The 13,086-nt window shown below is 52.8% G+C and carries 10 protein-coding genes; 7 read left to right on the top strand and 3 right to left on the bottom strand.

Annotation, left to right across the window (positions count from 1 at the left end; translation table 11 throughout):
- The first annotated feature begins 6 nt into the window (after positions 1–6).
- The 4 genes from H70357_RS33805 to cydC are packed head-to-tail and all read left to right on the top strand — an operon-like array spanning position 7 to position 5,972.
- Complete coding sequence (locus tag H70357_RS33805; protein WP_038598210.1) at positions 7–1,410, top strand: cytochrome ubiquinol oxidase subunit I; 1,404 nt, start codon at positions 7–9, stop codon at positions 1,408–1,410.
- Positions 1,397–2,413 (top strand): cytochrome d ubiquinol oxidase subunit II, encoded by a 1,017-nt coding sequence (gene cydB, locus H70357_RS33800; protein WP_038598208.1) that lies wholly within the window; start codon positions 1,397–1,399, stop codon positions 2,411–2,413. The genes H70357_RS33805 and cydB overlap by 14 nt, the downstream gene beginning before the upstream one ends.
- Positions 2,413–4,176, top strand: a complete 1,764-nt coding sequence (cydD, locus tag H70357_RS33795; RefSeq protein ID WP_038598206.1) for a thiol reductant ABC exporter subunit CydD — start codon at positions 2,413–2,415, stop codon at positions 4,174–4,176. Before cydB ends, cydD begins: the two co-directional genes overlap by 1 nt.
- Positions 4,173–5,972, top strand: a complete 1,800-nt coding sequence (cydC, locus tag H70357_RS33790) for a thiol reductant ABC exporter subunit CydC (protein ID WP_038598204.1) — start codon at positions 4,173–4,175, stop codon at positions 5,970–5,972. Before cydD ends, cydC begins: the two co-directional genes overlap by 4 nt.
- A 114-nt stretch (positions 5,973–6,086) precedes the next feature.
- Here cydC and H70357_RS33785 read toward each other — a convergent pair whose 3' ends face one another.
- Positions 6,087–7,448: a DUF2252 domain-containing protein gene (locus H70357_RS33785; RefSeq protein WP_038601226.1), complete on the bottom strand. Its 1,362-nt coding sequence runs from the start codon at positions 7,446–7,448 to the stop codon at positions 6,087–6,089.
- 346 nt (positions 7,449–7,794) lie between these two features.
- Here H70357_RS33785 and H70357_RS33780 point away from each other — a divergent pair, with 346 nt between their 5' ends.
- Together H70357_RS33780 and H70357_RS34880 are read left to right on the top strand one after the other, a co-directional pair.
- The gene (locus H70357_RS33780; protein WP_038598202.1) at positions 7,795–9,603 is read left to right on the top strand and encodes a M3 family oligoendopeptidase; all 1,809 of its coding nucleotides are present in this window, start codon (positions 7,795–7,797) and stop codon (positions 9,601–9,603) included.
- 44 nt (positions 9,604–9,647) lie between these two features.
- Positions 9,648–9,815 carry a CxxH/CxxC protein gene (locus H70357_RS34880; RefSeq protein WP_063829780.1) on the top strand — a complete coding sequence of 56 codons (168 nt, stop codon included), beginning with the start codon at positions 9,648–9,650 and terminating at the stop codon, positions 9,813–9,815.
- 91 nt (positions 9,816–9,906) lie between these two features.
- On the opposite strand, the gene H70357_RS33775 is transcribed toward H70357_RS34880, so the two are convergent.
- The gene (locus H70357_RS33775; protein WP_038598200.1) at positions 9,907–11,301 is read right to left on the bottom strand and encodes an MFS transporter; all 1,395 of its coding nucleotides are present in this window, start codon (positions 11,299–11,301) and stop codon (positions 9,907–9,909) included.
- 136 nt (positions 11,302–11,437) lie between these two features.
- On the opposite strand from H70357_RS33775, the gene H70357_RS33770 reads away from it, so the two are divergent.
- Complete coding sequence (locus tag H70357_RS33770; protein ID WP_038598198.1) at positions 11,438–11,788, top strand: ArsR/SmtB family transcription factor; 351 nt, start codon at positions 11,438–11,440, stop codon at positions 11,786–11,788.
- 182 nt (positions 11,789–11,970) lie between these two features.
- Here H70357_RS33770 and H70357_RS33765 read toward each other — a convergent pair whose 3' ends face one another.
- The gene (locus H70357_RS33765) at positions 11,971–13,020 is read right to left on the bottom strand and encodes a peptidoglycan DD-metalloendopeptidase family protein (RefSeq protein WP_038598196.1); all 1,050 of its coding nucleotides are present in this window, start codon (positions 13,018–13,020) and stop codon (positions 11,971–11,973) included.
- Positions 13,021–13,086 lie beyond the last annotated feature (66 nt).

Here is a 13,086-nt window from a genome sequence, read left to right as displayed (position 1 = left end):
AGAAACATGGATACAGTTATGCTGTCGCGTATACAATTTGCGTCGACGACGATCTTTCATTACTTCTTTGTACCGGTATCTATTGGACTTGCACTCTTGATCGCGATCATGGAGACGATGTATGTCCGAAAAGGCAACGATGAGTACAAAAGAATGGCGCAGTTTTGGGGAAAGCTATTTCTCATTAACTTCGCAGTAGGGGTAGTAACAGGGATATTGCAGGAATTCCAGTTCGGAATGAACTGGTCCGATTATTCCCGCTTTGTCGGGGATGTATTTGGGGCTCCACTTGCGATTGAAGCGCTGCTGGCGTTTTTCCTGGAGTCTACTTTTATCGGCTTATGGATTTTTGGCTGGGACAAAGTCTCCAAGAAGATTCATTTACTGTCCATCTGGATGGTAGCGCTGGGAACGATGTTATCGGCATTCTGGATTCTCGCAGCCAATTCTTTTATGCAGCACCCTGTTGGTTTTGCGATGAATAATGGCCGGGCCGAAATGAATGATTTCCTGGCTTTGATTACAAACGGACAATTGCTGGTGGAATTCCCGCATACGGTGCTCGCGGCTTACGCTACAGGGGCATTTCTGGTAACGGGTATCAGTGCCTATAAAATGCTCAAGAAGCAGGATGTGCCTTTCTTTAGAAAATCGTTCGAAATTGCGGCGATTGTCGGCATTGTCTCCTCCATGGGGGTAGCCGTTGCAGGTCATGCCCAAGCGCAGTATCTGGTAGAGACACAGCCGATGAAGATGGCAGCTACGGAAGCCCTTTGGGAGGACAGTGGTGACCCTGCGGCTTGGACAGCCAGTGCTTTTATCGATCCTGACAATAAATCAAACTCCGGGGAAATCAAGATTCCTTATATGCTGAGTTTCTTGTCCTACAGTAAGTTCTCCGGTGAAGTTAAAGGGATGAACACGCTGCAGGCGGAATATGAACAAAAGTACGGCCCGGGGGATTATATCCCGCCTGTTCGTACGACTTTCTGGAGCTTCCGGATCATGGTGGTCGCAGGCACGCTGATGATTGTGCTCGGCATGTATGCGATGTATCTGATGTGGCGCAAAAAGATGGAACGTCCGAACACCTGGTTTATGCGGTTCATGTTCTGGGGGCTGCTGCTTCCGCCAATTGCCAATACTGCAGGCTGGATCATGACAGAGATCGGACGTCAGCCTTGGACGGTATTCGGATTAATGACGACAGAAGACAGTGTGTCTCCTAATATATCGGCTGGACAGGTGCTGTTCTCGGTGATCTCCTTTACGGCGATCTACGCTATTCTGGGAGCGGTACTGATCGGATTGTTCATCAAAGTTATCAAAAAAGGCCCTTATGCCATGGATAACGATCACGGTGAGTCGCATGATCCATATAGTAAGGAGGGATCGCATGCTTTCTCTTAATGAATTGTGGTTTGTGCTGATTGCGGTATTATTTATCGGATTTTTCTTCCTGGAAGGCTTCGACTTCGGCGTAGGAATGGAAACGCAGTTCCTGGCCAAGAATGATACGGAACGCCGGGTGCTAATCAACTCGATCGGGCCGTTCTGGGATGCGAATGAGGTATGGCTGCTGACGGGTGCGGGCGCGATGTTCGCTGCTTTCCCCAACTGGTACGCAACGCTGTTCAGCGGATTCTATATCCCGTTTGTCTTTGCCCTGCTGGCGCTGATTGCCCGCGGTGTCGCCTTTGAATTCAGAGGCAAACGCGATTCACTGGCCTGGAAAAGAACCTGGGACGCCTGCATCTTCTTCGGCAGCTTCCTTCCGCCGTTCCTGCTGGCAGTAGTGTTCGCGAGCTTCATCAAGGGGTTGCCGATTGACGGTGACATGCAGATGTATGCCGGATTCTTCGACATCGTGAATGTGTATACCGTAGTCGCAGGGATTACTGTAGTGCTGCTTTGCCTGGTGCATGGTTTGATGTTCACTACGCTCCGTACGGTTGGCGATCTGCAGGTTCGTGCGCGCAAGCTGGCGCAGAAGTTATTGTTCCCGCTGGCTGCGCTGCTGGTTGCTTTTGTAATTATGACTTACTATATGACAGATGTGTTTGAACAACGTGGTGCATTGCTGCTGGTATTAGTGATTCTAGGCATTGCCGCCTTCGTTCTGTCCGGCTATTTCATGACCAAGAAGAAGGACAGCTGGGCATTCGGGATGACCGGAGCGGTTATGGCTTTGTCGGTGATGTCGATATTTGTGGGACTGTTCCCGCGGGTTATGATCAGCTCTATTGATGAGGCGTTTAATCTGACGATCACCAATGCGGCTTCGGGCCAGTATTCACTGAAGGTGATGTCGATTGTAGCGCTGACGCTGCTGCCGTTCGTGCTCGGTTATCAGATCTGGAGTTATTTCATCTTCCACAAACGGGTTCACGAGAAGGAGCATCTTGAATACTAATGGATAAAAATTTGCTTGGGTACAAAGGAGTTAAGCCGGTCTTTCTGATCGTAGGCTTCCTTACCCTGGTGCAAAGCCTGTCCATACTTCTGCTGGCTAAGTCGCTGGCAGAAGTAGTCTCTGCGCTGTTTGCGGGAGAACCGCTGAAGGAACAAGGGGCGACAATGCTCTTGTTCCTTCTTGCGTTTCTTGTACGCCATGCCTGCGCCATGCTGATGAGCCGCGTCTCTTACCGCTTCGCGGAGAACACCGGCAGCAGCATGCGGAGACAAATGATGGACAAGCTGTTCCAGCTGGGACCGAGGCTGGCGGGCGACCGGGGCACGGGAAATCTGGTTACGCTTGTGCTTGAAGGAGTAACGAAGTTCCGCACCTATATAGAGCTTATTATTCCGCGGATGGTAGGCATGGCGGTAACACCGGTCTTGCTTCTGGTATACATCTATACTCTGGATACGTCGAGCGGTGTTATTCTTACCTTGACGATGCCAATTATTATCGTCTTTATGATTCTGATCGGAATGACTGCCCGCAAGCAAATGGACCGCCAGCTGAAGTCCTACCGGACGCTGTCCAATCATTTTGTTGATTCGCTGCGCGGGCTGGAGACGCTGAAGTTTCTCGGGCGCAGCCGCAGTCATAGTGACAGTATTGCCGAGGTCAGTGACCGCTACCGTTCGGCTACAATGCGTACGCTGCGTGTAGCTTTTCTGTCTTCCTTCGCGATGGACTTCTTCACGATGTTATCCGTGGCCTCAGTAGCTGTAAGCCTGGGGCTGCGGCTGGTCAATGAGCAGATGACCCTGGTTACCGGGTTAACCATTCTGATCCTGGCGCCGGAATATTTCCTGCCGGTCCGGCTGGTCGGAGCAGATTTCCATGCTACGCTGGATGGCAAGGAAGCCGGTGAAGCGATGAAGGACATTATCGACCGGGATACGGTAACAGCGGAGGTATTGGAGGCTGGGGGAACGGAAACCTCTACAGCCGCGCCGTCTCCTGCCGCTGTATTTACTTGGCGGCAGGATAGTGTGCTGAAGCTGGAGCAGGTTGGCGTTAAATATGAAGCTGACGGGATTGCCTCGCTGGAGGGCGTTAACCTGGAGTTCAAGGGTTCTGCGAAGATTGGAATTATCGGAGAGAGCGGCGCGGGTAAATCCACACTGGTCGATATCCTGGGCGGCTTTCTGCATCCTACCTCAGGGAGCATAAGCATTAACGGGAACCGTGTCAGTGCGCTTACCGATGAGGAGTGGCGCAAGCAGACCTCATATATTCCGCAGCGGCCGTATATTTTCAGCGGCACGCTGGCGGATAATGTGCGTTTCTATTATCCGGAAGCTTCGACGGAAGCTGTTGCTTCGGTGATGGCCGCCGCTGGATTATCCAAGCTGGTGGAGTCGCTGCCAAGCGGACTGGATGAAATGATCGGCGGCGGCGGCCGTTCGCTCAGCGGCGGTCAGGAACAGCGCGTCGCGCTGGCCCGCGCACTGCTGAGCAGCCGTCCGGTCATGCTGCTCGACGAGCCGACCGCCCATCTGGACATAGAGACGGAATACGAGCTGAAGCAAACAATGCTGCCGCTATTTGCAGGGAAACTTGTGTTTCTCGCCACCCACCGCCTGCACTGGATGATCGATATGGATCTGATTGTCGTGATGCAGCAGGGACAGGTGGCCGAGGTTGGTACCCATCCGGAGCTAGTTGCCCGGCGCGGTGCTTATTATGAGCTTATTCAAAGTCAATTGGAGGGAATCCATTGAAACGTGAAGGATGGTTTGCTCCCTATGTCTCCCCTTATTTCTGGCGGTTTTTGCTGATTATCGTGCTGGGTGCGTTGACGATTTTCTCAGCTTCGTCCCTGATGTACACTTCGGGATTTCTGATCTCAAAGGCGTCCATACCGCCAGAAAATATACTGATGATCTATGTGCCGATTGTCGGCGTGCGCACGTTCGGGACGAGCCGGGCGGTCATCCACTATGCGGAACGCCTGGTCTCGCATGATACGATCCTGCGGATTCTCTCGAAGATGCGGATCCGGCTCTACAATATCCTGGAGCCGCAGGCGCTGTTTCTATCTTCGCGGTTCCGTACCGGGGATATTCTCGGCATGCTGGCCGACGATATTGAATATTTGCAGAATGTGTATCTGCGCACTGTATTCCCAAGCATTATTGCCCTCCTGATCTACGCGGCGGCGGTAATTTCCATTGGCACGTTTGATGTGGCTTTTGCTCTGCTGATGGGACTCTATATGCTGGTGCTGGTAGTTGTGCTGCCGCTGATTTCCCTGCTGCTGACGCAAAAACGCCAGCGTCAGGTGAAGCAGGAGCGCAACCGCCTCTACCAGAAGCTGACGGATGCTGTGCTGGGGATGGGCGACTGGGTGATCAGCGGACGGCAGGGCCAATTCGTGGAAACCTACGAGGCCGATGAGAGAGCTGTCGCCCACACCGACGGAGCGCTGCGTCGCTGGGCGCGCCTGCGCATGTTCATCGGGCAGGCGGTTGTCGGCATCGGCGTGCTGTCGATGCTGTACTGGGCCGCCGGCCAATTCGCGGACGGGGCCATTGCCGGAACGCTGATTGCAGCGTTTGTACTGGTGGTCTTTCCGGTAGCAGATGCTTTCCTGCCGGTCTCGGAAGCGGTAGAGAAGATCCCGCAATACCGCAATTCGCTGGAGCGCCTGTCCGGCGTGGAAGCCGCGGAAGGAAGTATGGCGGGGGCAGCACCGGATTCGGGGAAGGCTGACACTGCGCGCCATGTGGATGCTGCGGTCAAGGCGATCAAGGAAACCGGGCTGGCGCCTATCCGGCTGGAGAATGCCGGTTACCGCTATGCTGCGGGAGATGACTGGTCGATCCGCAATCTGACGCTCGATATTCCGCAAGGCCGGAAGATTGCCGTTATCGGGCGCAGCGGGGCAGGGAAATCGACACTGCTGAAGGTGATTCAGGGCGTCATTTCGCCTTCCGTTGGTTCGGCTACGATTAAGGGGATTGAAGCTTCCGCTTATGGCGAGAGAATTCCGCAGCTTATTGCCGTCCTGAACCAGAGCCCGCACTTGTTCGACACTACCGTAGCCAATAACATCCGGCTTGGTAATCCTGATGCGTCTGATGAGGACATTAAGCAGGCCGCCAAGCTGGCCAAGCTGGATACACTGATCTCATCGCTGCCGGAAGGCTATAACACAGCGGTGCGCGAGGCGGGCCAGCGCTTCTCCGGCGGGGAACGCCAGCGGATAGCCCTGGCACGGATTCTGCTGCAGAATACACCGGTAGTTGTACTCGACGAGCCAACCGTCGGGCTTGACCCGCGTACTGAGCGGGATCTGCTGGCTACTATGTTCGAGGCCATGGAGGGCAAGACGCTGATCTGGGTCACCCACCATCTTGTCGGTGCAGAGCAGATGGACGAAGTGATCTTTATGGAGAACGGGTTCGTGGAAATGCGCGGCACCCATGCCGAGCTGATGGACAAGGAACCGCGATACCGCAAGCTGTATGAGCTGGACCGGCCAAGCGGGTTCGTGAACACGGCAGCAGGAGAATAGAGATGAATATGAAAAGGCTCTTTCCACCCAAGAGGGGGAAAGAGCCTTTTTTAAAAATATAAGAATTATATGCTTCACGTTATTGGCGATTCTCGCTTCCTACAGCCGGGGCAGCTACTCCACCTGAGGCACTTCCGCTTCCTCTCCAAACCGCTCCTTCACCCATTCTGTAAACATCACGAAGTCTTTCTCCACCTGGGTGGCATAACCGTAAGCCCATTGGGAAATATAGCGGGCAAAAGCATCAGGGTCCGGGCCCATCGCTTTGGCAATTTCCTTCTCGCTGTGGTAGGAGAGGATTCCTTGGTCCACATCGGCGTCGGCTCTGGCATGCATTTTGGCCGTTAGGCTGCCCATGACTTCAACAACCTGGAGCATATCGTCTACAGTTGCGATGTCTTTGAGCTTCAGGCTTTTTTTATACGGGGAGCGTTCGCGGACATAAAAATCCCGGCCATCCATCGTCAGAAAGCCCAGATAGGGATCAGCTTTGTGATGCATCGCCTGCTGTGTGGCCGCCACACGTTTCCCTTGATGTCCGAATGAGCTCCAGAAAGACTCGGAATAAGGCATGAAATAAGCCGGGACTGGCACACGAACCTCTTTTACTTCCAAAATGGTATCGTCGGTATCTTCTTGACTGCTTCCGCCTTCGATCAATATATAGTAACGGTCCAGCCCGATGGATGCAGTGCCCGAGCCATGTTTGACAGCAATGTCCTTCATCCGGTAATGATCGTCATTCCAGCTGCGGGCGACAATGGTCTGCATATAGAAACTCCAGGCCTTCTCCAGCAACGTTTGCTCCTCTACCTCTGGAACAGCCAGCTCGGAGTTCTCCAGAAATACTCTGCCGCTCTGCATTTGGGACGTAACCTTTTCCAGAAAATGACCCTGGCGGCGTTTCTCCAGCTTGCGGAGCAGCTTCTTCACCGGCCCTTTGGCCCCGTTCTCATTCAGTACGAAGTTGCCGGGGTTGTCCTTGCCTTGGCTGAACCGGCGGATCCCTCTGGAATAGGCCTGCACAAAACCCTCGATTACGTTAAGCTGCTCTGCCTCCCCGTACCCCAGCTGCCGCCCGACAAGCGCAATACTGCCTGCCATACGCAATATATCGTACAGATAGGAGCCGACATAACCCTCATCGAAATCATTGACGTCATATACGATAGAGCCATCTTCGCTGCGGAAAGCCCCGAAATTCTCAAAATGCAGGTCCCCTTGAATCCAGGTCGGGCGCTCCGCCGAAGTGTGGTAGGGAAAGTATTGCCTTGTGGCGTCAAAATAGAATAGATAAGAGCTGCCCCGGTAGAATGAAAAAGGGCTGAGCGACATCTTCAGGTACTTTTCTGTCCGCTTCCAGGGAGTCAGGCCCATAATGGTGCCGTCGAATTCGTCAAAAATGGAGATTAGCAGATCTTTGCGGAGTTTCGTACGGGTACGAATGACACCCTCGGTTATGGATTCATTGATCATGATAGGTACTCCTTTGCGGGAATAAATAGAATTAAGCTTATCATAACGCATTAACCCTGATATTTCCTGATGATCTTATGGAAGATCCGCCATCTTCCTTTCTGTGAACCGCTGTTAGTGGGTTATATCCAGTTATTTACCGCATATTTTACCATGAGGAAGCGTGATATACTTGAATGAATTTCTTGTAAAACATCGGAAGAGGTGGAAGCATGTGAGTTGCAACCGCAGGTTAGAGAGTTCTGAAAATACATTCAACTATACGCAGCCCGCTATATGTATTTATGGCTGGTTGCCGGGATACGTATAGCTTCAGCTGCGTTTATGATAAGGAGATAAAATGCAGATGGACTTAACATGGGACCTGGAGAGCCTGTACCCCTCATTCCAGTCAGATCAATTTCAAGCGGACCTTAAACTTGCGGAGACCCTTGCCAGCGGCCTCAAGGCATGGGCGGCTCTTCATTTAAAGGATAACGATAATGCGGCCAAACAAACGGAAGAGTTCCTGGAGCGTTACAATGCGTTCAAAAGAGTATATCTCTGCCTGTTCAGTTATGCGGAGCTGGTCTTCAGCAGTGACAGCGGCAATGCAGAAGCAGTGAATAGCATGGATGAACTGGAGGATACCGCAGCCGGTGCCGGCGAAGCGTTGGTAAGCTTCAGCAAATGGCTGGCCCAAGTGAGCGCGGAGGATCTGGAGAACATCATACAATCTAGCGATTATCTTGCCGGACATGCCTTTTATCTGCGCCAGCTTCAGCGGCAGTCACAGTATTTGCTCAGTGAAGAGGCTGAGACGGTCATTGCCCGGATGCAGAATACCGGCGCCAAAGCTTGGGAAAGGCTGTATATGAGAACCTTGTCTACATTGCGCGCGGATGTGGAAATGGAAGGTGCGATTCGTAGTTTGTCTCTATCGGAACTGCGAAATCTGGTCTATGACAGTGATCCACGGGTTAGAAAAGCAGCGTATGAGGCTGAGGCCGGGGTTTGCCGGAGCGTGGCGGAACAGAGTGCGGCCTGCCTCAATGCCGTGTGCGGAGAAGCGGCAGCAGTCTATGAGCTGAGAGGGTATGCTTCGCCGCTGCATAAGGTGCTGGCAGCTTCGCGCATGGATCAAGAGACGCTCGAAGTCATGCTTCAGGCTATAGAGGAAAGCCTGCCGGTCTTCGGGCAGTACTATCTCCAAAAAGCAAAGCTCCTGGGACATACGGGGCCGCTGCCGTTCTATGATATCTTTGCTCCGGTTGGCGGGGAGTCTTCTTCCAGAATTACCTATCCGCAAGCGCAGGAGCTTATTGTAGCCGGATTCAGCACGTTCAGTGCAGAACTGGGAGAGTTTGCCCGCAAAGTGTTCACCCGGCGCTGGATTGATGCTGAGCCAAGAGCGGGGAAAGGGAATTACGGCCTGTGCGTAGATATCTTTCCGATCGGAGAGAGCCGGATTATGACAAGTTTTACCGGAAGTTATATGGATGTTAGCGTGCTGGCGCATGAAATTGGACATGCGTACCACAGCAGCTGCCTCGCCGGGGAGACGATGGTCAATACCGATTATCCGATACCAATTGCCGAGACGGCATCGATCTTTTGCGAGAGTCTTATCCATCAGGCGCTGCTTCAGTCTGCCCCGGAGGAAGAAATGCTGCCTATCCTGGAACGGAGCCTTTCCGACGCCGGATATTTTATCGTTGATTTCTACGCCCGCTACCTGTTCGAAAGCCGGCTGTATAATAGAAGGAAATCAGGAGCGTTAACTGTTGAGGAGCTTAACAGTCTGATGCTGGAGGCAATGACTGCCGCTTATGGTGACAGTGTCGCTCCGGAATCGATTCATCCATACCAGTGGATCAGCAAAGCCGGATATTATATGACAGGCAACGAGTTTCTGAATTTCCCTTATTCGTTCGGGCTGCTGTTCTCCAAAGGACTATATGCACAGTATAAGAAGCGGGGCGGGGATTTTGTGAACCAGTATCAATCCTTCCTGGCAGCCAGCAGCAGAACAACCATCGCGGATGCCGCGGAACTGATGGACATTGATGTGCATTCACTGGAGTTCTGGCGGGATGCGCTGGCTCTCATTGCAGAGGATATCCTGCAGTTTGGGAGAGGTAGTTCCTTTTTGCCGGGAAGTGTGGTAGAACAATAGAAGGAGTATACGCCGCAGCGGCACAGAAAGGGATGCTTGATTGAATGTACGTAGTGTGTAAGGAACATGTGGAGCTGGCCATCGACAAGTTTGTAGACGAGTACGAGGATGCACCGGATATTGTGGATCTGAAGGAAACCGAGTTCTCGGACTGGGACCCGCCGGCGAAATGTGCGGAATGCGAGAAAAATGCGGAGTATTTGGTGGTCTAGGGACCTTCAATAAGTAATCAGGCAAGAGTAGAAAGCACCGGGCTGCTGTAGTTACAAGCGGCCCGGTGCTTTTTTGTGGAAATATAGGGAATTAAGCATCTGCCAGTTCTCCGGTCCGGCTGCTACGGCGGTACATAAAGGCTGAAAGAATAGCAATTCCTGCGGCAAGTGAAAGTCCCCAGTAGATGTTAGAGTAAGCGGACGAAAGCGATAATCCGCGCTGCCACTCCAGGGCGCTGGCTGCCAGAGCTACGCTGAATGCCCCGCTGAAAAACTGAAGCAGCTGAAACAATCCCATACCGGAGCCGATCTGGGCAGAAGGGAGAATCCGCGAGATTTCATTGGATACACTGCTGGACAACGCCGTAAAGGACAGGCTCATAATCATATAGGTCAACATGACCGCAATCCAGGAGTGCGCGGCGAGCAAAGCAAACAGGACGGTGGCGGTTAGCACAAGGAGCGGCGCATATCGCAGAATGCCCCCATTGCCATATCGGTCAATAATCCGTCCTACCCCCCGGGAGACGATAATCGCCAGCAGTGACCCCGGAAAGATAACCAGCCCGGCGTGGCTTGCACTGAAGCCGAAGCGGTGGGTCAGAATCTGCGGCAGCAGAAACAAGGTGGCAAAGCTGCATAAATAAGAAGCGATTCCGACCAGCGACAGGACCAGATAGGACCGGTCACGGAACAGTGCAGGCATTACGAACGGATCGGGAATGCTGCCAATGCGGCGGATGAACAGGGCAAGGGAGGCCACTCCGGCGATCAGCGCAATCCAGTATCCGCCGGTCAGAAACAGCAGAAGGCCGGTCGTTCCAATGCCGAGAAACAGTCCGCCGAGCGCGTCGAATGAACCGCGGCGGGGCACTTCTCTGGGCAACAGCACCAGAAACAGCGGCACCAGAAGCAGGATGGCGGCCGTAACGGCGAACAGCCAGTGCCAGCCGAGATATTCGACGATACTTCCGCCGGCCACCGGACCGAGACCCAGGCCAAGCGAAACCGCAGACATGATGGTCGCCATTGCTTTGCCGCGGCGGGCCAGCGGGACATAGCGGGTGAACAGCACGAGTGACAGGGACATCACCGCGCCTGCACCGGAGGCCTGCGCAATACGTACAATCAGCAGAAATACGAAATTCGAACTGAAGAAGCCGGCAATCGCCGCCAGACCAAGCGTCAGCAGACCTATAGTAAGCAGCCTGCGAATCGGCAGGAAGTCGGAGAGCCGGCTGAATGTGATGGAGGCAATGGAGAACATGATTGAATACCCGGTTACGATCCAGGAAGCAGATGCAGCCGTGATACCGAATGTTTCAGTCACATCGGGCAATGCCAGGTTGAACATGGCGGTATTCATTATAACGAGTACAATGGCGACACTGAACAGAACGGTCAGCAGCCCTTCCCGTGGAAGAGTGGCTTCCACCGAAGAGGCTGAGCTGTCCACTGCAGGTGGATATGTAGAGCTTGAGCTCATGTGAGGGCCACTCCTTTATTGTTTGATAGTTCGATTACTTACGAACAATTGAAATATAGCATGCAGTAAGGTAAAATGCAATTAGGGATTTTAAAATATTTTGCACCCATCTGCACCACAAAGGGGATATTTATCTATGAAGATACTGTATCATCCGGACCGTAAAGACATTCAGCTTGCTTCGGTATTGTATGCGCTCAGCGATCCTCTTCGATTATATGTTGTTTCGGAAATCCGCAAGCATGGTGAACAGGCCTGCAACAGCTTTAATGTCCCTATCGCCAAATCGACCATGTCGCATCATGCCCGCACGCTGCGTGAGGCGGGAGTCGTCCACACCCGTGCCCAGGGAACACAGCGCCTGCTGTCGCTGCGCTCCGATGACCTGGAAGAGCGGTTCCCCGGCCTGCTGGATTCCATATTGGAGGCCTATGAATCGGCTGGTGAGTCAAAGCTGCTGTTTATGGAGAAGACGGAAGAGCACTAGAGGGCAAGCATTCGGATTCTTTTGCACAACAAATGAAAAAGAGGACGTCATAGCACGTCCTTTTGCTGTTTCTATAGAAGGAAAAAGAACCCTGCCATCAGCAGGGTCCAGTTTATACTATGCAGATTAAGGTACTTGTCTCAGGCGTATCCTATCATGTTCATTCTTCTTTTCCTGAGCTGTTAGCGGTTTGCAGCGGCCTTGCCGGTTACAGTCTGGCCCTTCAGCGGATTAAGATTGTCCTTCCACCGGATATGGAGGGACCGGGAGCCGAACAGGTCGGCTCCGTCCGATACCTGGTAATGCAGATGCGGCTCGCTGGAGTTGCCGGAATTGCCAAGCTTCCCAATGATATCGCCCGTTTTGACTGAATCGCCTTTTTTTACGGTGACCGAACCTTGCTTCAGATGGGCCAAAAAGCTGTATTCCCCGCCATGGTCAATCACGACCAGATTGCCTGGGGGTTCTTTTTCATTCATCACGCCCACAGGGGTATTATCGGGGATATCATTTATGACTTCGGTGACGATTCCGTCAGCAGGGGCGGTGACATTCTTCCCGAAAGCATGGTAGCTCTCATTGCGCAGCGGATCTCCTTCGTATGAAAGTCCATTCACTTCCTGCACGAAATCATAGGCGTAGCGCTGGCTTTCGTACTCATAATGATAATTGTTCAGCACGTTGTTGCCGCCCCAGAATACAAACCAATCCCCTTGGAACGGCAGCGTCATGGCAGTCAGGGTCAATGCCTTATCTGTCTCGGGATAGGTGGTCAGCTCCGTGATGTTCAGGCCGTGAATGACGCCCGCTTCATCAAAAACAGCAATAATCCCCTTGTCGCCCTCATCGCTTGTCCATATCCGGTGTTCGGCGCCATTCAGCCGCATTACGGTGGAAGGCTCAAAGGCAGTGACCCCTTGAATAAACGCCGAACCCATCTCCTTGACCTCATCTTCACTGATTTGCTGCTTGAATTCAGGGCTGAACCGCTCATAAATCCCGCTGAAATTGCCGCTTAACAGGGCCCCGGCCAAATTCTCCGGCTGTACGGGCTGTTGTCCGCTTTTGCTGATTTCAGGGGATGCGGAAGGCGTAACTTGTGCTACCTCCTCTGTGGGGCTGGCAGATGCTGATGCCTCCGGACTGTTATTCATCGAATTCTCTCCTCCACAGGCTGATAATAAGACGGCCAAGACCGTCGTACCGGCCATCATTTTGCTGATGCTTCGCATATGTTTTTCCTCCCGGCAGTGCTGTTGTCTTATCGTCTCTTTATTGTAGCTAGTCAGTATTTCCGC

The organism is Paenibacillus sp. FSL H7-0357, assembly GCF_000758525.1.
In the GTDB taxonomy this organism is placed as follows: domain Bacteria; phylum Bacillota; class Bacilli; order Paenibacillales; family Paenibacillaceae; genus Paenibacillus_AQ.
Note: the sequence above shows the minus strand (reverse complement) of the source record. Positions and strands in the feature narration are given on the sequence as shown.

What these genes read in the sequence shown, in the direction of transcription:
- H70357_RS33805 (WP_038598210.1), top strand. Translation starts at nt 7, where the DNA reads ATGGATACAGTTATGCTGTCGCGTATACAATTTGCGTCGACGACGATC.
- cydB (WP_038598208.1), top strand. Translation starts at nt 1,397, where the DNA reads ATGCTTTCTCTTAATGAATTGTGGTTTGTGCTGATTGCGGTATTATTT.
- cydD (WP_038598206.1), top strand. Translation starts at nt 2,413, where the DNA reads ATGGATAAAAATTTGCTTGGGTACAAAGGAGTTAAGCCGGTCTTTCTG.
- H70357_RS33785 (WP_038601226.1), bottom strand. Translation starts at nt 7,448, where the DNA reads ATGATCAATGAATCCATAACCGAGGGTGTCATTCGTACCCGTACGAAA.
- H70357_RS33780 (WP_038598202.1), top strand. Translation starts at nt 7,795, where the DNA reads ATGGACTTAACATGGGACCTGGAGAGCCTGTACCCCTCATTCCAGTCA.
- H70357_RS34880 (WP_063829780.1), top strand. Translation starts at nt 9,648, where the DNA reads ATGTACGTAGTGTGTAAGGAACATGTGGAGCTGGCCATCGACAAGTTT.
- H70357_RS33775 (WP_038598200.1), bottom strand. Translation starts at nt 11,301, where the DNA reads ATGAGCTCAAGCTCTACATATCCACCTGCAGTGGACAGCTCAGCCTCT.
- H70357_RS33770 (WP_038598198.1), top strand. Translation starts at nt 11,438, where the DNA reads ATGAAGATACTGTATCATCCGGACCGTAAAGACATTCAGCTTGCTTCG.
- H70357_RS33765 (WP_038598196.1), bottom strand. Translation starts at nt 13,020, where the DNA reads ATGCGAAGCATCAGCAAAATGATGGCCGGTACGACGGTCTTGGCCGTC.